The 24,099-nt window shown below is 71.8% G+C and carries 10 protein-coding genes; 5 read left to right on the top strand and 5 right to left on the bottom strand.

The window, feature by feature from the left end; genetic code table 11:
- Positions 1-104: 104 nt before the first annotated feature.
- Positions 105-542, bottom strand: coding sequence for a DUF4442 domain-containing protein (locus tag JOC24_RS28165; RefSeq protein ID WP_205023289.1), 438 nt, complete (start codon positions 540-542; stop codon positions 105-107).
- A gap of 108 nt (positions 543-650) precedes the next feature.
- Here JOC24_RS28165 and JOC24_RS28160 point away from each other — a divergent pair, with 108 nt between their 5' ends.
- On the top strand, positions 651-1,682 hold the full coding sequence (locus JOC24_RS28160) for a hypothetical protein (RefSeq protein ID WP_205023225.1): 1,032 nt from the start codon (positions 651-653) through the stop codon (positions 1,680-1,682).
- A 67-nt stretch (positions 1,683-1,749) separates the two neighbouring features.
- Positions 1,750-3,060 carry an MFS transporter gene (locus JOC24_RS28155; protein WP_205023224.1) on the top strand — a complete coding sequence of 437 codons (1,311 nt, stop codon included), beginning with the start codon at positions 1,750-1,752 and terminating at the stop codon, positions 3,058-3,060.
- On the opposite strand, the gene JOC24_RS28150 is transcribed toward JOC24_RS28155, so the two are convergent.
- The 3 genes from JOC24_RS28150 to tuf form a co-directional block, all read right to left on the bottom strand.
- Positions 3,022-3,867, bottom strand: coding sequence for a spermidine synthase (locus tag JOC24_RS28150; RefSeq protein WP_205023223.1), 846 nt, complete (start codon positions 3,865-3,867; stop codon positions 3,022-3,024). The genes JOC24_RS28155 and JOC24_RS28150 overlap by 39 nt on opposite strands.
- A 40-nt stretch (positions 3,868-3,907) precedes the next feature.
- Entirely contained in the window at positions 3,908-4,759 is an 852-nt protein-coding gene (locus tag JOC24_RS28145; RefSeq protein WP_205023222.1) for a patatin-like phospholipase family protein, read from the bottom strand.
- 69 nt (positions 4,760-4,828) lie between these two features.
- On the bottom strand, positions 4,829-5,998 hold the full coding sequence (gene tuf, locus JOC24_RS28140; RefSeq protein WP_205023221.1) for an elongation factor Tu: 1,170 nt from the start codon (positions 5,996-5,998) through the stop codon (positions 4,829-4,831).
- Between the two features lie 967 nt (positions 5,999-6,965).
- Here tuf and JOC24_RS28135 point away from each other — a divergent pair.
- Entirely contained in the window at positions 6,966-8,156 is a 1,191-nt protein-coding gene (locus tag JOC24_RS28135; RefSeq protein ID WP_205023220.1) for an acetyl-CoA C-acetyltransferase, read from the top strand.
- Positions 8,157-8,312: 156 nt separating this feature from the next.
- Here the strand turns inward: JOC24_RS28135 and JOC24_RS28130 are convergent, their stop codons facing one another.
- Entirely contained in the window at positions 8,313-9,746 is a 1,434-nt protein-coding gene (locus tag JOC24_RS28130; RefSeq protein WP_205023219.1) for an MFS transporter, read from the bottom strand.
- 620 nt (positions 9,747-10,366) lie between these two features.
- On the opposite strand from JOC24_RS28130, the gene JOC24_RS33880 reads away from it, so the two are divergent.
- Positions 10,367-22,621 (top strand): polyketide synthase, encoded by a 12,255-nt coding sequence (locus tag JOC24_RS33880; protein ID WP_205023218.1) that lies wholly within the window; start codon positions 10,367-10,369, stop codon positions 22,619-22,621.
- Positions 22,618-23,958: a hypothetical protein gene (locus tag JOC24_RS28120; protein WP_205023217.1), complete on the top strand. Its 1,341-nt coding sequence runs from the start codon at positions 22,618-22,620 to the stop codon at positions 23,956-23,958. Before JOC24_RS33880 ends, JOC24_RS28120 begins: the two co-directional genes overlap by 4 nt.
- Positions 23,959-24,099 lie beyond the last annotated feature (141 nt).

Genomic DNA, 24,099 nt, shown 5'->3' with positions numbered 1-24,099 from the left:
GCAGCCGTGCACCACGGGTGGTGCACGGCGGGCAGCCTACCGGGCCGGAGGACGGGACCGGCGGGCGCGGCTCCCGGCGAGGGGCGCGCGGGACCGGGTGCGGGTCAGCGGTTCGGACGCAGCGTCCAGACCACGGTCATCTCGCTGGTGACGGCACCGTCCGCACGCCGGATCTCGACGCTCACGGGGAACTCCGGGCGCTTTCCCTCGTCCAGTTCGGCGACGACCTCGGCCACCGGGCGGCCGAGCACCGCGGTCGCGGTGAGATCACCCATGGCCACCTTCTTGAAGGCCATCTCCGTGGTGACGGGCAGCGGTACGGCACGGGACATCTCGTCGCCGAACGCGGCGACGACGATCGCGCCGCTCGCCGACTCGGCGAGGGTGAACATCGCTCCGGCGTGGGGACCGCCGAGATGGTTGTGATATTCGGCGCGGTCGGGGAGCGACAGGACGGCACGCTCCGTGGTCGTCTCCAGGTAGGTGATGCCGAGTGTCCGGACCATGGGGACGCTCGCGGACAGGATGTCGCCGACTGTCATCTCTTCAGTGCTCATCCCACGATGTTACTAGCGAGTAGCACTCTTTGACCATCCCCTCACAGGGGTGCCCGTAGCAGTGGCCACCCGACCCCTCTATGGTTACTGGCCATGTGGCCAGGACAGCAGCCGCCCGGGGGCGAGCAGAACCCGCAGGACCAGAATCCGTACCAGCAGCCGGGGTACCAACAGCCGAATCCCTACCAGCAGCCGGGATATCAGCAGCAGGGCCAGCCGGGGCAGCAGCCGGGTTACCCGCAGCCCAATCCGTACCAGCAGCCCACGATGCCGCAGTACGCCGTACCGGGCGGGCCGGGCGGCCAGCGGCCGGACGACAAGAAGAAGACGACGATCGTCGCCGTCCTCGCGGCCACCGCGGTCGTGATCGCGGCCGTCGTCACCGGTGTCGTCGTCATGAACAAGGACGACGACACGGGCGGCTCGGACGTGGCCGACGGCAAGAAGTCACCGTCGGCCAAGGCGTCCGAGACCCCGTCCTCGCCCGCGGCGAACCCCAGGGGCGGCGAGGATGCCGCGCCCACGGTTCCGGGCTGGAAGGTCGTGACCAATCCCAAGTGGGGCACCCAGTTCGACGTGCCCGGTGACTGGGAGGTGTCGGGCACCGGCGTGATCTCGGGCTTCGAGGACGTGAAGGACCCGACGGGCCCGCCGGCGGTCGGCTTCTCCGCGCCCGCGCACTACAAGACCAAGTGGTGCAGCGACGACACGGACAAGGACGGCTCCGCGGAGGACACCGGCCTGGCCGGTGTGGGCACCAAGGGCGGTCAGGGCGCCAAGAACACCGATGAGGCGGCCACGAACGAGGCCGCCAACTGGGTCTGGGCCGCCTATGCGCAGGAGGACCCGAAGGAGAAGGTCAAGACCGCCGAGCCCAAGCCCTACACGACCAAGTCGGGCCTCTCGGGCAGCGTCGTCACCGCCACCGCGAGCGGGCTGGCCAACAAGAACAAGTGCGACACGGACGGCAAGTCGATCGCGTTCAGCTTCAAGAACTCCAAGGACGAGTACTCGACCTGGATCCTCTACGCGAACGCCGGCGTGGACGACGAACTCCCTGACGCCACCATCCAGAAGATCCTCAGCACGGTGCGCCTGGTGGAGGTCGCCGAGACCACGTCCTGAGCCTCCGGCGCACACGGCCGGGACCGCCCATTTGGCGGGAGGGGGCCGGGGCGGGGATAGTCCCTTGGTGACTTCCGCCGCCCCCTCCCCCTCGCCCGCCCTCCGCTCCCTGCCGGCAGGCCGCAACTTCGGTCTGCTGACCGCCGCCGCGATCATCACGAGCCTCGGCACCAACGGTGCTCTGATCGCGGCGGCGTTCGCCGTTCTGGAGTCGGGTGGCGACGGAGGCGACGTCGGTCTGGTGGCCGCGGCGCGCACGGCCCCGCTGGTGCTCTTCCTGCTCATCGGCGGCGCGGTGGCGGACCGGCTGCCACGTCACCGGGTGATGGTGGCCGCGAACACCCTCAACTTCGTCTCGCAGGCGGTGTTCGCCTGGCTGGTCCTGACCGGGGGCGCGGAGCTGTGGCACATGATGGTGCTGACCGCGCTCTGCGGTACCGGCCAGGCCTTCTTCGGTCCGGCGGCCGAGGGCATGCTGCTGTCCAGCGTCAGCGGGGAACAGGCGGCCCGCGCCTTCGCCTTCTTCCGGATGTCGATGCACGGCGCGGCCATCGGCGGTGCGGCGCTCGGCGGCGCCATGATCGCGGCCATGGACCCGGGCTGGGTGCTGGCCGTCGACGCGGTGGCGTTCGCCGTCGCGGGGGCGCTGCGCGCCTTCCTGGACGTGAGCCACATCCCGGCGCGCGCACCGGGCGGCGGGCTGCTCGCCGATCTTCGGGAGGGGTGGCGCGAGGTCGTCGGACGCCCCTGGCTGTGGGCCGTCGTGCTGCAGTTCTCCGTGGTGGTGGCCGTGGTCGGAGCCGCCGAAGCGGTGTACGGCCCCCTCGTGGCGCGGGACGAGCTCGGGGGCGCGCGCCCCTGGGGCTTCGCTCTCGCGGCGTTCGGGGTCGGCACGCTGGGCGGAGCGCTGCTGATGATGCGGTGGAAGCCCCGGCGACTGCTGCTGGCGGGGACGCTCTGTGTCTTCCCGCTGGCCCTCCCCTCGGCGGGGCTCGCGATCCCGCTGCCGGTGACCGGCCTCTGCGCGGTGATGTTCGTGACCGGGGTCGCCATCGAGGTGTTCGGGGTCTCCTGGATGACGGCGCTGCACCAGGAGATCCCGGAGGACAAGCTGTCCCGGGTCGCGGCGTACGACTGGTTCGGCTCGGTCGCGATGGTTCCGCTGGCCACGGCGGCGGCAGGGCCGGTGGAGACACTCGTCGGCCGCAGCGAGGCCCTGTGGGGCTGCGCCGCCCTGATCGTGCTGGTGACGGCGGGCGTGCTGCTCGTACCCGACGTACGGAACCTGACGCGCCGCAGCTCGGTGGCCAAGATCAGCGTGCCGGAGCAGACCCCGGGGTCAGCCGATGCCGAAGGCTCCCTCGGGGGGCTCAGGTGAGTCCACGGCCTCGCTGTCCCGCACCGGCTCCGCCCCACCGATGAGCCGGGCGAGCGCCGGACCGTGTGCGACCCGGGCGGGGAACGCGTCGGCGGCACACACCCTGGCGAGCGGGGCGATCTCGAGAGGCGCGCGGGAGGCGAGCAGCACGGTGTTGCCGAAGCGCCGGCCGCGCAGCACGGCCGGCTCGGCGATGACGGCGAGCTCGTCGAACACCGCGGCGAAGTTGGCCAGTTGTGACCGCAGGAAGGTGAAGGGCGCGCTGTCGGCGAGGTTCGCCGCGTAGACGCCGTCCGCGCGCAGGACCCGTGCGGCGGCTCGCGCGTACTCGACCGAGGTGAGGTGCGCCGGTACCCGTGCCCCGCCGAACACATCGGCGATCAGGAGGTCGGCGGAGCCTTCGGCCGCTGCTTCGAGCCAGCCCCGGGCGTCGGTGCCGTGCACGGTGATGCCGGCCTCCGCCGGCCACGGCAGGTGTTCGCCGACCAGTTCGACGAGCCCTCGGTCCACCTCCGCCACGTCCTGCCGCGACCCGGGGCGCGTCGCGGCGACGTAGCGCGGCAGCGTGAGCGCCCCGCCACCGAGGTGCACCACGTCCAGCGGTACTCCCGGGGCGTCGGCGCGGTCCACGACGTGGCCGAGCCTGCGTACGTACTCGAATTCGAGGTGCTCCGGCTGGTCCAGATCGACGTAGGACTGCGGGGCGCCGTCGACCGTGAGCAGCCAGGCACGGTCCCGGTCGACGTCGGGCAGCAGCCTGGCGGTGCCGCAGTCGGTGTCGCGGATGACGGGTATCGGCTCGTTCACTTCCCCATTGTGACGGGCGCCGGGCCGTCCTCCGGCCTGGTCAGCCGTTCCACACCGCCGCGACCGACTCGGTGTGGGCCGCGGACTGGGCCAGTCCCGCCCTGGCCGCCGCCGCCCGGCGTGCGGGGTCCAGGGAATTGCGGCCGATGGCCTTGCGGGTGGCCGCGTCCGGGGTGATGACCTCGACGCGGGCGCCCGCCGCCTCCAGCCCGGCGGCCTGGGCTCGGGGCGAGACGATCACCTTGTTGCCGGTGGCGGTGGGTGCGATCACGACGACGCGTTCGTAGCCGGAGGCGAGATGGGCGTTGGCCGGGGAGTGCACGCCCCCGTCGATCCAGCTCCCGCCGCCGGCATCGGCCACCGGCCAGACCACGGGCACCGCGCAACTGGCGGTGACGGCGTCGGCGAGCGCGACCGTGCCCGTCCGGTCGAAGGTGTGCAGCGCGCCGGTGGACGCGTCCACGGCGGTGACCAGCAGACGCCGTTCGGGCCATTCGGTCGAGGGAAGCAGGTTCGCGATCAGCTCCCGGCGCTCGGCCGCGGACGCGCCGGGCCGGCTGTCGCGGGACAGGGTGCCCAGCCTGCGGCCGTATTCCTCGGGCGTGCGTGAGGAGAGCGCCGCTCTCGCGTACCGCAGGATGGCGACGGGACCGAGCCGGGCCGCCGCCCCCTTGTCGTCCTCCGGGGCGGCGAGCTGCCGTTCGTAGAGGTCGCCGACGCCGGCGGGTCCGAAGGCGAGCTGCGCCCCGACGATGGCACCGGCCGAGCTCCCGACGATCAGATCGGCGGTGGAGAGGTCGACGCCCGCCTTGGCGAGCCCGTGCAGGATGCCGGTTTCCCATGCGGTGCCGGTGACGCCTCCGGCGCCCAGTACGAGAGCTGTGTCTGCCATGTCCCCCAGTCTGCCCGAGCCTGCGCGGCCCGCCTTCCCGGGGTCGGGAGGGCGGGCCGCGCAGGAGTGTCAGAGCAGGCCGGTGACCGTGCCGGCGCCGACCGTGCGGCCGCCCTCGCGGATCGCGAAGCCGAGGCCGGACTCCAGCGGGACGTCACGGCCGAGCTCGACGGTCATGGTGACCGTGTCGCCGGGCCGCGCCACCGCGGCCTCGCCGAGGTCGACGTCCCCGACCACGTCCGCCGTACGGATGTAGAACTGCGGCCGGTAGCCCGTCGTGACCGGCGTGGTGCGGCCTCCTTCCTTGGCCGACAGGACGTACACCTGCGCGGTGAAGCGCCGGCTCGGAGTGACGCTGCCGGGCGCCGCGACCACGTGGCCGCGGCGGACGCGGTCGCGCTCGACCCCACGCAGCAGCAGCGCGACGTTGTCGCCGGCCTCCGCGGACTCCATCGGCTTCCCGAAGGTCTCCAGGCCGGTGACGACGGTCTCGAGGTCCGCGCCGAGCACCGACACACGGTCCCCGACGCGCACCGTGCCGCGCTCCACGGCGCCGGTGACGACGGTGCCGCGGCCCGTGATGGTCAGCACGTTCTCCACGGACAGGAGGAACGGCGCGTCCGTGTAGCGCACCGGCATCGGTACGTACGTGTCGACGGCGTCCAGCAGCCCCTCGACGGACGCGGTCCAGCGTGGGTCCCCCTGAAGCGCGCCGAGCCCCGAGACCCGCACGACGGGCACGGTGTCACCGCCGTAACCGTGCGCGGAGAGCAGCTCCCGGACCTCCAGCTCGACCAGGTCGGTGAGCTCGGGGTCGCCGGCGTCGGCCTTGTTGAGGGCGACGACGATGTGGTCGACGCCGACCTGACGGGCCAGCAGGACGTGCTCCGCGGTCTGCGGCATGATGCCGTCGAGCGCGGAGACGACGAGGATCGCCCCGTCGAGCTGCGCCGCCCCGGTGACCATGTTCTTGATGTAGTCGGCGTGTCCGGGCATGTCGACGTGCGCGTAGTGGCGGGTGTCGGTCTCGTACTCGACGTGCGCGATGTTGATGGTGATGCCGCGCTGCGCCTCCTCGGGCGCCCGGTCGATGCGGTCGAACGGCACGAAGGTGCCGGTGCCGCGGTCGCTGAGCACCTTGGTGATGGCGGCGGTCAGAGTGGTCTTGCCGTGGTCGACGTGACCCATGGTGCCGATGTTGAGGTGCGGCTTGGTGCGCACGTATGCCGTCTTGGGCATGGCTCGTTCCTTGCGATTCGAAGCTGAGAGAAGAAGACCCCAGGGCCCCGCCGACCCTCCCCTTGCGGGGTCCGCCGGACTGTCGGGGGAGGGTCAGCTTCGGGCGCCGCCGAAGGGCGCTGCGGCAGCGGTGAAGGCTGCTGCTGCGAGTGCTGCGAGTGCGGGCGCAGGGTTCACGGCAGCCTTCGGCGCGTCCGCGACTGCGGACTGCGCTGCGAGGAAGGCGTACCGGAACATGCCCCTGAGAATGCCCGAGCGGCGCCGCGCCGTCGAACGGTTTTCTCGCGTACGGAACCCACCCGCCTCACGGGGGTGGGATCGGCCGGGTTCGCCACGCGGTCGCGCGGAGTCCCAGGACGGCCCGTCGCCGGACTGCCGCCCGGCAGCGCCGAAGGCCGTCCGATCGGCGTCGTCCGGGAGGGGTCGGCGGTCCGGCCTACCAAGGTCATGACGGGCCGTCGCGGGCGCGGACCCTGGCGTGGAACACCTGCGGGCGGGGCGTGCTGCCGTCCCTGGCGACAGCGGTCCGGCCGGCGAGCCACGCGCGCGCCGGTGGGGCGGCCGGCGGTCACCGGGACCGGTCGGGCGGTCGGCGGTCACCGCGACCTGTCGGGCCTGTACGCCCTCGCCGGCGTGAGACCGTCCTCGCCTGGCCCGGTGCGGGACTCGCCGAGGACGGCCTCACCGCTCGGCGTGAAAGCCGTCTGCGTCGCCGCCCCCGCGCGGGCCCTCGTCCGCCGTCGAATCCCTCCGCCGCGGGTGGGGCGGAGGGCTGTGGCCGAGGCCGGGACCGGCGGGCGGCAGCCGCGGCGGCGGCCGGGCGACACGCCGTCGCGCCGGTTCGGCGCCGGGGCGCCTCCGATCGGCTATGCCGTCGCTCACACCGCCGGAGGCCGCCTGTCGTCGGGCCAACCCGTCGGTAATGTGGCCGTGTTGTGGTCCACCACTACTACCCACGGAGGACATCGTGTCCGGATCCGTCATCCTGGCCGGGGCCCGTACACCCACCGGTCGCCTGCTCGGCGCTCTGAAGGACCTGTCCGGAGCTCAGCTCGGGGGCATCGCGATCAAGGCGGCTCTGGAGAAGGCGGGGGTGACGCCGGAGCAGGTGGAGTACACGATCATGGGGCAGGTGCTCACCGCGGGCGCCGGCCAGATCCCGGCCCGGCAGGCCGCGGTGGCCGCGGGCATCCCGATGAGCGTCCCGGCGCTCACCGTCAACAAGGTGTGCCTCTCGGGTATCAACTCGATCGCGTTGGCGGACCAGCTGATCAGGGCCGGCGAGTTCGACCTGGTCGTGGCGGGCGGTCAGGAGTCCATGTCGCAGGCACCGCACGTGCTTCCCAAGTCGCGTGCGGGTTTCAAGGCCGGTGACGTGCCACTCATCGATCACATGGTCCACGACGGGTTGTTCTGTCCGTTCGACCAGCTGGGCATGGGCGTCTCGACCGAGAAGTACAACAGCCGCTACCCAGGGCTGACCAGGGAGAAGCAGGACGCCTTCGCCGCGGCCTCGCACCAGCGGGCTGCCGCCGCGGCGGCAGCCGGCCGGTTCGCCGAGGAGCTGGCGCCGGTGACGGTCCCGCAGCGCAAGGGCGACCCTGTGGTGTGCGACACCGACGAAGGCGTACGTCCCGACACCACGGCGGAGGTCCTGGCGAAGCTGCGCCCCGTGTACAGCGCCGACGGCACCATCACGGCGGGGACGGCTTCGCAGATCTCCGACGGCGCCGCGGCCGTGGTGGTGGCGAGCAAGGCCAAGGCCGAGGAGCTGGGCCTGTCCTGGATCGCGGAGATCGGCGCCCACGGTGTGGTGGCGGGGCCTGACGGGAGCCTGCACGAGCAGCCGTCGAACGCGATCGGGGCCGCGCTGGCCAAGGCCGGACTGAAGCCGTCCGATCTGGACCTGGTCGAGATCAACGAGGCGTTCTCCGCCGTCGGCATCGTCTCCACCGAGCAGCTGCGCATCAGCCCGGACATCGTCAACGTCGACGGTGGAGCGATCGCGCTCGGCCACCCGATCGGCGCCTCCGGCGCCCGGCTCATCGTCCACCTGGCCTATGAGCTGCGCCGCCGCGGCGGCGGGCTCGGCGCGGCGGCGCTGTGCGGCGGCGGCGGGCAGGGCGACGCCCTGCTGATCCGCGTACCGTCCGCCTGACGGCCGGTCGGGGCGGCCGGGAGCCGCGGGTACGGCACGGCCCCCCGGGTGCGGCCCACTTCGGTGGCCGCACCCGGGGGGCCTTCCGCGGTCCTGCGACCGTGCCGTCCAGCCCCCTGGAGCCAAGGGCCCACCCCCGGGGGCGCGACCTGATCCTCAGGCGGCGGCGACGGCGGGCGCGGGCTTCTGCCGCAGCATGACGAGCATCGTGCACACCACGGCCGCGCAGAGGATGTTGACGACCATCGCGGCGACGTAGACGTGGTGGAAGGAGGGGATGCCGCCGGAAGTCGGGCCCAACGCCATGATCGAGGCGAATCCGGCGATGCCGATCGCACCGCCGACCTGACGCACCGTCAGCGTCATGCCGAGACCGCCGGCGAACTTCTGCGGGGGCACCGTCCCCGCGGCCAGCGACGACAGGCAGGTGATGGCGAGGCCGAGTCCGCCGCCACCGAGGATCGAGGCCGGCAGCCAGCCGCCGAGGAAGTTGGGCGTGGCGCCGAAGAGTCCGGATGCCCAGATGGCGTTGCTGGCCGTGAAGGACAGCGCGCCCAGGACCGTCACCTTCACCTGGGTCGTCGGCCGGGTGAGCCGTCCCGCGGCCAGTGAGCCGGCCATCGAGGAGACGGCTCCGATGCTCAGCGCTCCGGCCGTCTGCAGGACGGACCAGTGCCAGATGTCGGCGGCGAACAGCGGTGCGGCCAGCATCCACGCGAACATCGTCATGTTGAGCAGGCCGAGGCCGAGGTTGGCCGTCCGGTACACGGGGCTGCGCCACACCGTCATGTCCAGGGCCGGCGCCGGGTGCGTGCGTGAACGGAGCACGGTCACGGCCACGAGCGCCAGACCGGCCAGCCCGAGTCCGATGGTGCGGGCATCCCCCCAGCCCCAGGTGTCCCCTTCCGTGAGCGCGCTCACCACGCCGCCGATGCCCAGGGCGAGCGCGATGCTGCCCACCGCGTCCGGCAACCGGTCCCCGGTGCCGCGCAGGCGTTGCCTCGGCAGCATCACCAGGGCGGCGACCAGCATCGCGCCGCACAGCGGGAGATTGATGTAGAACACCGAACGCCAGCCGAAGCCACGCAGCAGCAGCCCGCCCGCGGCCGGTCCGATGACGGCGGAGAAGCCCGCCACCGCGGACCAGGTGCCGACCGCTCTGGCGATGCGATCCCGTGGTGTCGTGGCGAGGATCAGGCCGAGGGCGGCGGGGATCATGCCACCTGCCGCCGCGCCCTGGACGATCCGTGCGGCGATGAGCCACCAGATGGACGGGGCCACGGCGCAGACCAGCGAGGCGGCCGCGAAAGCGGCCAGGGACCAGAGGAAGACCGTGCGTCGGCCGATGCTGTCGGCGATCCTGCCGGCGGGAGTGAGCACCGCTGCCAGCAGGATCGTGTAGCCGCTGAGGACCCATGTCACGGTGCTGAGCGACGTGCCAGGGAAGTCGTCCATGATGTCGGGAAAGGCGATGCTGACGATCGAGAGGTCGAGGAAGGCCATGAAGCTCGCGCCACTGCACAGGGCGAGCACGCGGGCCTGGTTGACCTCCCGTGTGGTGCGTGTGCGTTCAGCCGGCTCGTCGGACATGCCCGTCCCCTCGGCTCGCTGCCCCTCGTCGGACTCGCCTGCGGTCCAACCAGGTGCTCGTAAAGGTTGGTTGAAGCGGTACAGCCGGAGCAAGTGTGCTGCCCTCCCCCGTCGGTGACGGGGTGAATTGCATTATCCGTACCTGTGATGACCATCACTCGGGAATCGCTCGAAGATTGTCGCGGTCATGCCTTGCGGTCGCTCCCGAGGCAAGCCAATGTGGGGGCCGAACGCCGGAGGAACAGGCGCGGCGTCGGGGGCCGCCACAGCGCCGTCGCGCGACAGAAGATCTCTGCGGCCCGGTATCTCAGCACCTCTGCACGACAGTGTCACCGCACAACAGCACGTGCGCACCGAGGCAGTTCAGCACTTGGCATACCCGCAATTCTGACAGCGCGGACGACTCACGAGGCAGCCGCTCGCACGACTGCTCGTGGGGGCGGACGCCGCTCGATCTCGGGGGGATCGGCACGTGCGCACGGGGGACCAGACCCTGTGCGCACGCTTGGAACCGGTACACGCAGGGCCTTACAAGGCTGCCTGGGTGCCGTTCCGTCGCCCTGCCCTGGACCGGTGGCGCCCACAGGACGCGCCGCGGGTCTTCACGGGGAGGTACGGCAATGACGTCTTTGAGTTCCGTCCTGATCGGCGGCGGGAGCGTACTCGCTCGCTGCGGCGAAGTACTCGTGGCGAAAGGGCACCGCATCACGGCCGTGGTGACGGGTGACGCCACCGCCCGGTCCTGGGCGGTCAAGGCCGGCATCCCGCACCACGAACTCGCCGAGGCCGTGGAGCTCGCACCGCGGTTGTCCTGCGACCTCCTCCTGAGCGTCGGCAACTACGCGGTGGTACCCGAGACATTGCTGGGCTGCGCGACTCGGGCCGCCGTCAACTACCACTACGGCCCGCTCCCCGAGTATTCGGGCCTCCACACGCCTTCCTGGGCCATCGCGGACGGGGCGCGGGAGTACGGCATCACCTGGCACCGCATGGCCGAGGTGGTCGACGGCGGTGAGGTGCTGGCGCGGGTGCCGGTGGCGATCGGCCCCGAGGACACCGCTCTGTCGCTGGGCCTGAAGTGCGACGAGGCGGCCGTCGCCGGCCTGGCCGGACTGCTCGACGAGATCGCGGAGGGCCGTGAGACCCCGACACCCCAGGACCTGGCGAAGCGCCGGTATTTCTCGCGGCACACCCAGTTCGCCGCCGAGGGACTGATCGACTGGAGTCTCCCGGCCGAGCGCATCGCCGCCATGGTCCGGGCCACCGACTACGGCCCCTTCGCCAGCCCGCTGGTGTGGCCCAAGGTCAACCTCGACGGGCACTTCTACGCCGTCCGGGCAGCGGACTTCCGGACCGGCGCCGCTTCCACCGCGGACGACACCGCGGACGACACCGCAGGCGCGCCCGGTACGGTCCTCTCCTGCGACGACGCGGCGGGCCTGCGGGTCGCCACGGACGCCGGAAGCGTCACCCTGACCCGGCTGTCCACGCTGGAGGGCGAGGAACGGTCTGCCGGCGCCGTCGCGGCGGCCCATGGGATCCGGCCGGGCACGATCCTGGATGTCCCCGGCGAGGACGCGGGCACGCGTCTGACCGAGGCGGGCGTCAGGGCCTCCAAGGCCGCCGGCCGCTGGCGTGAGCAGCTGATCGGGGGCGGCGACGACCTGTACCGCCTCCCCTACCCGCGGCCCCGCGCGGGGACCGGGGCCGGGAGCGGACGGCAGGCGGATCCCGTACAGGTGCGATGCCACGTCCCGCTGCGGGCCGGTGACGGCCCGGAAGCGTCCGCTGCGGCCGCCTCCTACCTGGCCGGCGCGCTGGGCATCTTCCTGAGCCGGGCGAGCGGCCGGCGGGAGGTCCACCTCGCGGTGGCGGCCCCTCGCGAGGGCGTCGACGCCGTGCACCGGGACCTGTTCGCCGCCTGGCTGCCCCTGCTGTGCCGTGTCGACGCGGGTACGACGATCCCGGAGAACCTGCGTTCGGTGGAGCGGGAGTTCACCCGCGGCCGGCAGCAGGGATGGATCCGCCGCGACGCCGTCGGCCGGGACGAAGCGCTTCGGGCGCGCTGGAACAGCGGCGCACTGACACCGGACGTGCTGATCTCATGGGGCACGCGCGACACCGCCGGCCCCGGCTCCGGTGCCCAGGGCGACCACCGTCCGAAACTGGAACTGCACATCCAGCAGGACGGTGCCGAGGACGGTGCGCTCGTCACCTTCCACCACGACGCCTCGCTCCTGGCCGCCGGGGACGTCGCGCGACTGGCCGGCCAGTTCACCGCGTGGTGCGCCCGCCTCTCCTCCGCCACGGAGCTGCTCCCCGCCGACGCAGACCTCCTCACCGCGGACGAACGCGCCCTCCTCGTCGAGGAGTTCAACGACACGGCCGGTGCCACCACGGACCTCCCCGAGCAGGGCCTGCACCAGCTCTTCGAACAGTCGGCACGCGACCATGCCCAGGACACCGCGCTGGTCTGCGCCGACATCAGCCTGACCTACGCCGAGCTCAACACCCGCGCCAATCGGCTCGCCCACGCGCTGACCGGCCGTGGAGTGGGCCGTGGCGACCTGGTCGGCGTGGCCCTGGACCGGTCGATCGACCTCGTCGTGGCCCTGCTGGCGGTCGTGAAGACGGGCGCCGCCTACGTGCCCGTCGATCCCAGGTTTCCCTCGGAACGCATCCGCCAGATGGTCGAGGACGCCGATCCCAAGCTCATCGTCACCCCCGCCGCAACGCCCGCCGGCCTCGCCGCCTGGGAGAACCGCTGCGTGAGCGTCCACCTGGGTGCCGAGCTGAGCCACGACGGGGACCTCTCGGTCGACGTGGGCGCCGCCGACCTGGCCTACGTCATCTACACCTCGGGCTCGACCGGCCGCCCCAAGGGGGTCGAGATCACCCACGGGGCTCTGTGCAACTTCCTGAACGCCATGCGGGAGCGGCCGGGGTGCGACGCCACCGACCGGCTGCTGGCGGTCACCACCGTGTCCTTCGACATCTCCGGTCTGGAGCTGTTCCTGCCACTGCTCTGCGGCGCGACCACCGTCATGGCCCAGGCCCAGGAAACCATGGACGCCAAGGCCCTCATCGGGCTGATGGAGCGACACGCGATCACCATGGTGCAGGGCACACCCGCCACCTGGCAGTTGCTGCTGGAGGGAGGCTGGGGGGGCACCCCCACCCTGAGGAAGATCCTCTGCGGCGGCGAGACGCTCCCCCGCGACCTGGCGGACCGGTTGCTCGCCGCCGGAGACCAGGTCTCGGTGTGGAACATGTACGGCCCCACCGAGACCACCGTGTGGTCCACGGTCTGGGAGGTGACGGCCCGGGACGCGGAGGACGGCATCCTCATAGGCAGCCCGATCGACCGCACCCAGGTCTACGTACTCGACGAGGACCTGTCGCCGGTACCGCTCGGTTTCCCGGGAGAACTGTGCGTCGGCGGGGCCGGAGTGGCCCGTGGCTACCGTAACGACCCCGGGCAGACCGGGCTCCGCTTCGCGGACAACCCCTTCCACCCCGGCACCCTCTACCGGACCGGCGACCTGGCCCGATTCGTCGAGCCGGGCAGGCTGACACTGCTGGGACGCAACGACCGCCAAGTCAAACTGCGCGGCCACCGGATCGAGCTGGCCGATGTGGAGGCGGCCGTCAGCCGCCACGAGTCGGTCCGCCGCGCCGTGGTGGTCGGCCATGACGAGCAACTCGTCGCCTACTGCGTCCGCGACACGGCTCCGGCCGCCGCCCCGGCCGACCAGGGCATCGCCCTCGCCGAGTGGGCCGCCGCCTGGGACCGCGCGTACGAGGCCGGCGGCGACACCACTCCCTCCGGCACCGGTTCCGATCCCGTCACCGCCGACGCCACGTTCAACCTGGCGGGCTGGCGCAACGGTTACGACGGACTCCCCTTCTCCGACGGGGAGATGCGCGACTGGCAGCGGAGTTCCGTCCGGCGCATCCTCTCCCACGCACCGGAGAACGTCTTCGAGATCGGCTCCGGCAGCGGCCTGATGCTGTTCGGCCTGGCACCGCAGTGCCGTACCTACCACGCCGTGGACGCCTCGGCCACGGCCGTCGAGATGACCCGGCGGAACCTGGCCTCCCTGCCGCACGTGACCTGTGAGCAGCGCGCCGCCCACGAACTCCCCGAGGTGGCGGAGGGCGCCTTCGACACCGTGGTGCTGAACTCGGTGGCCCAGTACTTCCCCGGCGTCGACTATCTGACCTCGGTGCTCGAGTGGGCGACCAAGGCGGTCACCAGAGGCCGGATCTTCCTCGGTGACGTACGCGATCTTTCGCTGCTGGACGCCTTCCACGCCGACGTGGCGCACTTCCGGGCGGACAGGGAGGCTGCCGGGATCTCCGCCTTGGAACTGGCCCGCCGTGCCGAGCGCGGGATGCGGGCGGAGCGCGAACTTGTCATCAGTCAGGACTACTTCACCAATCTGCCGCACCTGTTCCCGCAGATCACACGCGTCGACATCACCCTGCGCGACGGCCGCTGCGTCAACGAGATGACGCGCTACCGCTACGACGTCACCCTTCACATCGGCGAGGACGCCCGACCCGCCACCCCGGCGGCGGAGAAGGACTGGCAGGCCGACGGCCTCGACCTGGCCGCGCTCCGCGCCGAGCTGGGTTCCGTCACCGACCGTCCGCTCCGACTGAACGGCGTCCCCAACGGCCGGCTGGCAGAGGTGTGCCGCCGGGTCGCCCCGGCCCTGGAGATCATGGGCGCGGGCACCTCGGCGGCGCCCACGTCCTGGATCGACCCCACCGACCTCGCCGACCTCGCCCACGCTGCGGGCCTCGAACTCGCCCTGCTGCCCAGCCCCTCAGGCGGCGCCTGGCGATGTGACGCCTTGTTCTGGCGGCCCGGCCGGACCCCCGACCTCAGCCCGCGCCCCGTCGAAGCGCTGGACCACGATGCTCTCGGCGCGTACGCCAACGCGCCCGCGGTCGGCGAACCGGCCAGGATCCCGCTGCACCGCGTGCTGCGCCCCTGGCTGGCCGAGCACCTGCCGGAGTACATGGTGCCGGCGTTCATCGTGGAGGTGGACGAGCTTCCGCTGACCCCGAGCGGCAAGATCGACGAGAGCGCCCTGCCGGACCCCGTGGTGGAGGTCGACGCCACCGCCAGGCCGGCCACGGAGCTGGAACGGGACATCATGGCCATCTGGGCGGAGGTGCTCGGCCACGACCGTATCGGCGTCAACGAGAACTTCTTCGAGATCGGCGGCAACTCGCTGCGGGTCGTCCGGGTGCAGACGCAGCTGGAGGAACTGCTGGGACGTCCCCTCTTCGGGGCCAAGCTCTTCGAGCACTTCACCGTCAAGTCCCTGGCCGCCTACCTGGCCGGCGGCACGAGGACCAGCCGCGAGGCCGTGCCCGACCGTCGCCGCGCCGTCCAGGACGAGCCCATCGCCATCATCGGCATGGCCTGCCGCCTCCCGGGCGACGCCAACACCCCGGAGGAGTACTGGGAGCTGCTGGAGCGCGGTGGGGACGGGATCGTCGAGGTCCCGAAGGACCGCTGGGACGCCGAGGCGCTGTACGACCCCGACCCGGAGGTGCCCGGCACCTCGTACTGCAGCAGGGGCGGCTTCATCACCCCCATCGATCTCTTCGACGCCCCCTTCTTCGGCATCTCGCCGCGCGAGGCCCGGTCGCTCGAACCCATGCAGCGCACGGTGCTGGAGACCACGTGGGAGGCGTTCGAACGCGCCGGCTACACCATGGACCGGCTGCGCGGCAGTCAGACCGGCGCGTTCATCGGCGTCGGGAAGAGCTCGGCGTACCACGAGTACGGCCTCACCATGGCCGGCGGGCTGACCGACCTCGACGGCTACGTGGGCCCGGGTTCCGCGGGCGGCACCATGTCGGGCCGGGTGTCCTACGTGTTCGGTCTGGAGGGGCCGACCCTCACCCTCGACACGGCGTGCTCCTCCTCCCTGGTCACCACCCACCTGGCCTGCAACGCGCTGCGCAACAACGAATGCGATCTCGCGGTGTCGGCCGGTGTGAGCCTGATGCTCACCCCCGAACTGCACGTCGAGTTCAGCCGCCTGCGCGGCATGTCGGCGGACGGTCGCTGCCGTTCGTTCTCCTCGGACACCGACGGAACCGGCTGGAGCGAGGGCTCCGCCGCGGTCGTGCTGAAGCGGCTGTCCGACGCCCAGCGCGACGGCGACACCGTCCTGGCCGTGCTGCGCGGTACCGCCGTCAACCACGACGGCCACAGCGCCAGCCTGACCACGCCGAGCGGCCCCGCCCAGCAGCGGGTCATCCGGGCCGCCCTGGGCACGTCCGGGCTCCAGCCGGACGACATCGACTACCTGGAGGCGCACGGCACCGGCACCAAGCTGGGCGACCCCATCGAGGGCACCGCGCTCGCGGAGGTCTTCGGCGGCAGCCACTCGGACGAGGTGCCGCTGTGGGTCGGTTCCGCCAAGTCGAACCTCGGCCACACCCAGGCCGCCGCCGGTCTGGCGGGCGTGATGAAGGTCGTACTGGCCATGCGCCACGACACGCTTCCCCGGACCCTGCACGTCGCCGAGCCCACCCCCGCCGTGGACTGGAAGGGTGCGGGCATGGCGCTCGTCCGGGAGCAGCGCCCGTGGCCGGCGAAGGAGGTGCCGCGCCGCGCGGGCGTCAGTTCGTTCGGAATCGGCGGTACCAACGCCCATGTGGTCGTCGAGGAGCCGCCGCGGCCTGCCGCGAAGGACACTGGGCAGGAGGCACCTGCGCCGCTGCCGTCCACGGTGCCGTTCGTGGTGTCCGGCCACACCGACGCCGCCCTGCGCCAGCAGGTGGACAACCTGCACCTGCACATGGGGATGAACATCCAGGACAGCCTCGGTGACGTGGCCCGCTCCCTGGCGACCACCCGCAGCCACTTCCGCCGCCGGCTGGTGCTCCAGGTCAAGGACAAGGCCGAACTCCTCGACAAGCTCGCCTCCTTCGCCCGCATCGGGGACCTGCCGGCCGAGGCGGTGCGCACCGGGACCCACACCGCGGAACCCCGGCTGGCCCTGCTCTTCACCGGCCAGGGCAGCCAGCTTCCGGGCATGGGCAGGGACGTCCACGACGTCTACCCCGTCTTCCGCGAGGCGCTCGAAGACGTCGCCGCCCGGTTCGACGGGCTGGACAGGCCCCTGCTCGAGGTGATGTGGGCCGATCCGGACAGCGAGGACGCGGCTCTGCTGCACCGCACCGACTTCACCCAGCCCGCCCTGTTCGCCCTGGAGGTGGCGCTCTGGCGGCTGTGGGAGAGCTGGGGTGTGCGGCCGGAGCTGCTGCTCGGCCACAGCATCGGCGAACTCGCCGCCGCCCACGTGGCGGGGATGTTCAGCCTGGACGACGCCTGCCGGCTCGTCGCGGCGCGCGGCCGCCTGATGCAGGCGCTGCCCGCCCGCGGCGCCATGGTGTCGCTGGAGGTGGGCGGCGAGGAGGCGGAGGCGGCCATCGACGCCCTCGGGCTGCGCGGCGAGCTGGCGGTCGCCGGACTCAACACGCCCACGCAGACCGTGCTGTCCGGTGACACCGACGCCGTCGGGTCGATCACCGCCCACTTCACGGAGCAGGGCCGTAAGGCCAAGCGGCTGACCGTGTCCCACGCCTTCCACTCGCATCACATGGACGGCATGCTCGCCGAGTTCCGGGCCGTGGCGGAGACCGTCCGCTTCCACCCTGCGGAGATCCCCCTCGTCAGCAGCCTCACCGGCGAGCTCGCCGCGCCGGGCGAACTGGAGCAGCCCGGCTACTGGGTCCGCCAGGTGCGCCACGCGGTCCGCTTCAGCGACGGCATGAGCAGCCTGCGCCGAGAGGGCGCGAACACCTTCCTGGAGCTCGGCCCGCAGCCCGTGCTGTCCGGCATGGGGGCGTCCTGTCTGGCCGACGAGGGGCCGGTGTCCTGGGTACCGTCCTGCACCCCGGGCAGGAACGGCGCCTCGGTCATCCAGCGGAGCCTGGCCGAACTGCACGTGCGGGGCGTCCAGGTCGCCTGGGACGGCTACTTCGCGCCCTTCGGCGGCGGCCGGGTGGCCCTGCCGACGTACGCCTTCCAGCGGGAGCGGTTCTGGTTCGAGCCGCCGCTGTCCCGCGAGGTCGGCGCCGGTCTGAACCCCACCGGCCACGCGCTCCTCGGCGGCGGTGTGGAGATCGCCGGCACCGAGCTGTCGCTGTTCACCAACGTGGTGGCGGTCGACCAGCCGGTGTGGGTGCAGGAGCACCGGGTGATGGACGCCGTCCTCATGCCGGGCACCGCCTTCTTCGAGGCCATGAGGGCGGCGGGCGACGCCGCCCACGAGGGCGAGTGGGACCTGTCGGACGTGGTCATCGCCTCCCCGCTGGTGCTCGCCTCCGGCGTGCCGGTGCGGATGCAGGTCACCGTGGGTCCGGCGATCGGTGAGGCCCGCCCCGTCCAGGTCTACAGCGCGCCCGAGGGTGAGGACGGCGCCTGGCAACTGCACGCCGAGGGCCGGATCACGCCCGTGGAGGGTGCCGGTGCCGGCGTCGCGGTGACGGTCCCGCCCCGGGGCGCCGAGCCCCTCGACGCGTCCGCCCTCTACCGCGACCTGGACGCCCTGGGCTACGGCTACGGCCCGACCTTCCAGGGCATCAAGGATGCCTGGCACGTGGATGGGGAGGTGTGGGCCAGGGCCGCGCTGCCGGAGAGTGCGGAGCAGTCCGCCGCCGGCTACGTCCTGCACCCGGCCCTGCTGGACTCGGCCATGCATTCGCTGCTGCTGACCCAGCGGCTGCAGAACCGGACCGGCGACGACCTCTTCGTGCCGTTCGAGGCCGAGCGTCTGTCACTGCGGGTCAAGGGCCTGTCGGAGATCTGGGTCCGGGTGGCCGACTTCGAACTGGGTGACGGCGAGTTCTGGGCCTCACTGGACATCCATGACAGCGACGGCGCCCATGTCGGACGGCTGCACCGCCTCCACGCACGGCGGGTGGACCGCGCGGTACTGCGCCGCCTGGCGGCGGCCGGGGTGGACCGCTTCCAGTTCGACGTCAACTGGCGCCATGTCGAGACCGAGAACGTCGAACTGGGCGGCTCCTGGGGCATGATGACCCCGGCCGGGGACGTGCCGTGGGCGCGGGAGGTCAAGACCCGTCTGGCTCGTGCCGGTATCCAGGTGATCAAGATCCGGGAACTGGAGGACGCCGAGGACCTGGACGGCCTGGTCTGCCTGTGGGACTCCGACGCGGAGGTGCCTTCCCAGGCCCACGCCTTCGCGGCCAGGGCGTTGGAGCAGCTCCAGGAAGCGGTGGGTACGGAGTTCCGCACGCCGCTGGTCTGGGTCACCCGGCACGCGGTGGGCACCGGCGCCGACGACATGGTCTCCGGGCTGGGCGCGGGCCCGCTGTGGGGCCTGATGCGTACGGCCCGTAACGAGCACCCCGAGCTGGGCCTGCGCCTGATCGACCTCGGCGAGGAGGAGGCGGACCTCAAGTCCCTCCCCGCGGCGTTGATGCTGGAGGCCGAGCCGGAGTGCGCCCTGCGGCGCGGCGAGGTGCTGGTGCCGCAGCTGCTGCGGGTGGGCTCGGCCCAGGATCTGGAGATCCCGGCGGAAGGCCGTTGGCAGCTGGAGATCGCCGCCAAGGGCCGCCTGGACGAGCCGCTGACGGTGAAGCCACTGCCCGAACAGGCCCTCGCACCTGGTGAGATCCGCGCCGAGGTGAGGGCCGCCGGGGTGAACTTCCTCGACGTGCTCAACGCCCTGGGAATGGTCGAGATCCCCGCGTTCGGCCTGGAGTTCGCCGGTGTGGTCACCGAGGTCGGCGGCAGCGTCGACCAGGTGAAGGTGGGCGACGCCGTCCTGGGCCTGGCCCGGGGCTCCTTCGCCTCCGAGGTCGTCACGGACGCGCGCCGTGTGGTGCGCATGCCGGAGCACCTCAGCTTCGAGGAGGCCGCCACGATCCCGATGACGTTCCTCACCGCCTGGTACGGCCTGCACGAACTGGGCGCGCTGCGACCGGGCGAACGGGTGCTGATCCACGCCGCGGCCGGCGGCGTGGGCATGGCGGCGGTGCAGTTGGCGCGGCTCCACGGCGCCGAGGTCTACGGCACGGCCAGCGAGCCCAAGTGGCCCGCGCTGCGGGAACTCGGCCTGGACGACGCCCATCTGGCGTCCTCACGTGATCTGGGATTCGTCGAACACTTCGGCGGGAGCGGCGGCGGGTCGGGCGGAAGTTTCGACGTGGTGCTGAACTCCCTGGCCACCGAGTTCATCGACGCCGGCCTGGGCATGCTGGGCAGCGGCGGACGGTTCCTGGAGATGGGCAAGATCGATGTGCGGGAGCAAGCCGCCATCGACCGGAGCCATCCGGGCGTCACCTACACCGTCTACAACCTGCCCGAGGCGGGGCCGGACCTCATCCAGCGGATGCTGGTCTCCGTCGCCGAGCTGTTCACGCAGGGCAAGCTGGCGCCGCTGCCGCTGCGGGCCTTCCCCATGACCCACACCTCCGACGGCCTGCGCTTCATCGCCCAGGCGCGGCACGTGGGCAAGGTGGTGCTGGTCCCCGCCCGGCAGCGGCAGTTCGTCCGGCCGGACGGCGCGGTGCTCGTCTCGGGTGGCGCCGGCGACCTCGGCCGACGCGTGGCCAGGTGGCTGGCCGGCACCCATGGCGTACGCGACCTGGTGCTGACCTCCCGCCGCGGGATGGAGACCCCCGGAGCGCAGTCCCTGGTGGAGGAACTGTCCGAGCTGGGCGCGACCGCCACCGTGCTGGCCTGCGACGCGGCCGATCGCGACGACGTCGCCGCGGTGCTGGCCCTGTTCGGTGACGAGCGCCCGCTGCGCGGCGTGGTCCACGCGGCGGGTGTGCTGGACGACGGCGCGCTGACGGACCTGACACCGGAACGGTTCGACTCGGTGTTCCTGCCCAAGGTGGACGGCCTGTGGCATCTCCACGAGCTGACCCAGGACACGGAGCTGGACTTCTTCGTGATGTTCTCCTCCATCGCGAGCGTCATGGGAGCGCCGGGCCAGGGGAACTACGCCGCTGCCAACGCCTTCCTGGACGCGCTCGCCCACCTGCGCCGGGCCAAGGGTTTGCCGGCCACCTCGGTGGCCTTCGGCCCCTGGGACGGTGAGGGGATGGCCGCCGGGCTCAGCGAGTTCGACCGGGCCCGCTTCGCCCAGCTCGGCCTGGACCGGCTGGCACCGGACGAGGGCCTGGAGCTCCTCGAGCTCGCCGCCCGGAGCAGCCGCGCGCTGACCATGGCCGCCGCGCTGGACCTGAACCGCGTGCAGCACTACTACGAGAATCGTGGCGGCATACCGCCGCTGTTCCGCGCGCTGCTCAGCGGCAACGCGGGCAAGCGCTCCCGGGCCGGCGGCGGAACGGACCTGCGCAAGCTGCTCGGCGAGGCCACGCCTGGGGAGTACCCGGCCGTGGTGCTGAGCGTGGTCCGCGAGGAGGTGGCCAAGACCCTGGGCTTCGCCTCGCCCGAGGCCGTGGACGTGGCCGTGCCGCTGCAGGACATCGGCATCGACTCGCTGACCGCGGTACTGATGCGCAACCAGCTCGCGGACCTGACCGGACTCGCCCTGCCGGCGAAGATCGCCTTCGATCACCCCAACCTCACCTCGCTGAGCGAGTTCCTGCTGGCGAAGCTGCTGGAGGCGGGGCTGGACGCGGCGCCAGGGACGGCCACCGGCCCGGTGGACACCGAGGCGGCCGAGGCCGCCGAGGCCACGGGTTGGGACCTGTCCGCGGCCCGGAAGGGCTGCCTGCACCCCGACCTGGTCTTCGGCAACGCCACCGGGGCGCCGGAACGCCCGGAGGCGGTCTTCGTCACCGGCGCCACCGGCTTCGTCGGCGCCTACCTGCTGCACGAACTGCTCGCCTCCGAGGTGGTCGCCTACTGCCTGGTGCGTGCGGACGACACCCGCCGGGCCATGGAGCGCCTGGTCGGCGCCCTCGACGGCTACGGCCTGTGGAAGGAGGAGTTCGCGCCGCTGCTGAACCCGGTGGTGGGCGATCTCACCCAGCCGCTGTTCGGCCTGGACGAGGAGGTCTTCGACGAACTGGCCGACCAGGTGGACGCCATCTGCCACTCCGGCGCCCTGGTGGACTGGATGCGGCCGCTGGAGGACTACACCGGCCCCAACGTCGTCGGTACGCACGAGGCGCTGCGCCTGGCCTCACGCGGTCGCGGCAAGGCGTTCCACTTCGTCTCCACCTTCGCCACGCTGCCCAAGCACCTGGGGTACGAGGTCACCGAGGAGAACCGGGAGTACGGCTACCTGACCTCCAAGTGGCAGGCGGAGCAGATGGTGGCCGCAGCCCGCTGGCGCGGCGCGAAGGCGTCGACGTACCGGCTGCCGTTCGTGGGTGCCTCGACACGCACCGGGCACTTCAGGCTCGACCGCGGCGACTTCCTGCACAACCTGATCACCGGCTGTCTCGAGATGGGGAGCTTCCCGTCCCTGGCCGCCGACCTCTCGGCGGTCCTGCCGGTCGACTACCTGTGCCGGACGATCGCCGAAGCGATGACCAGCGACCTGGGGCGGATCGGCAGGGACTACGACTTCGTCAACTCCGGGGCCCCGGACTTCGACCGGTTCTTCGAGATGGTCGGTGCGGCCGGCGGCGGGGCGGGGATCGTGCCCTTCGACGAATGGCGCCGGCGAGCACTGGTCTTCGCCGCCGGACATCCGACGAGCCCCATGGCCCGGATCGCCGCCCTGGTGGACGACCTGACGGCGGACGGACTGGCGGACATGTTCGCCGCGCTCCCCATGGGAGGCGCCGTCTTCGGCGCGGAGGACTACCCGTCCCCGCCCGTCGACGAGGACTTCGTCCGCACCTATGTGGACCGCATCAACACTTCGGATCGAGGGGAGAACACGACGTCATGAGCGACGCTACCCAGGGGGCGGACGCGGCGGTGGACGACGCCACGGTCACCGGCACCTACCAGAAGACCGGCACCTTCCTGCACTCGTCGGCGGCGGTGCACGCCGAGCAGTTGTCGCCGGTACTGGACAAGTACCAGGTGGACAAGGGGGAGATGGAGTCCCGGCTGCCTCCTCACCGGGCGCTCAACACGAGCTGTTTCCAGCCCGAAGGGATCCCCACGCAGGTCGTCCGGATGAACCTGGACGACGATCTGGCGGACAATCTGGCACGCCAGCTGCGCTGCCAGGCGGTGATCCAGGAGAGCTTCGCCGCCGCCTCGATCGGCAGCTACTTCCCGGTCTCCACCATGTTCGAGAACTGCGTGCTGTTCGTGCCCTCGGCGAAGCGCTTCTACGACCTCAACCAGGACATCGTCCAGGAGCACTTCCCCGAGGTCGAGACCGCGGTGGTGAACGCCTTCATCGTGCCGGCCGAGAAGCGGCCGTACGGAACCCACGCGGCCAGCTCGATCGCGCTTCAGATCCCGTCGCTGGTGAAGAAGCAGCTCGGTTTCCCCACCGAGTACCGCAGCTTCCACACCGCGCTGACCCCGACTCCGCTGAGCCGGCAGCCCTTCGTGATCTTCGAGGAGGCCGAGCTGGAGGCCCCCAACCTCCCGTACGTCTACGAGAAGATGCTGGAGTACGGGCTGGAGGGCGAGGAGAAGGACGCCGTCGACAAGGCGCTGTACCTCTTCCTGGAAGGGAAGCTGTCCGAGCTGGACCTGCCGTCGGTGCGCGACTTCCTCATGGCGATGTACTGGGCGAAGACGTACGCGGACAAACCGTCTCCGGGGTACTACTGCGACAGCCGGGTGGGTGACGCGCTGGTGTTCGACAACTACCGGGCACACGCCGACAGCACCCTGCCCCGGACGGCCAAGGACCGCCTCACCATCGACCTGCGCTGCTTCAACAAGGTGCACTACCCGAAGGGCATGACCAGCGGTCTGGACTTCATCGTCGATCCGGACGAGCGCGCCTACCAGACCAGGCGCAAGTGGGCGTCGATCGAGTTCCTCCTCGCCACGCTCGGCTACGAGAGCGTCGACGAGTTCCTGCGTCTGGTGTTCGGCGGGACACGGCGCGCGGCGGACATTGATCCGTTCGGCCTGATGACCGACCTCCAGTTCGGCATCTACAACAAGTCCGAGTACCACCTGCTGGACCAGAACCTCGACGATCACTACGAGCGGGTCGAGGCGCTGTACGACCGCATCGCGAAGGAAGGTGAGTACGTCCTTCCTGAGCGGGCCAGGCAGTGTCTCGCGGCGCTGAGCGAGCAGCGCGGCAGCTAGGGGGGTCCGCGAGGTCCCGCCCGGCCCGCGACGTCTTGCGGGCGGGGCGGGACGTTGCGGACTCCCCCCGGGGCCTCTCGTCCGGATCACGCCGAGCCCAGGTGCCCCTGCGGCGCACCCGACCGACGCGGCGAGCGTTCC

It is taken from the genome of Streptomyces sp. HB132, assembly GCF_016909575.1.
GTDB lineage: Bacteria > Actinomycetota > Actinomycetes > Streptomycetales > Streptomycetaceae > Streptomyces.
The sequence above is the reverse complement of the archived record's forward strand: the minus strand, read 5'-3'. Positions and strand labels throughout refer to the sequence as shown.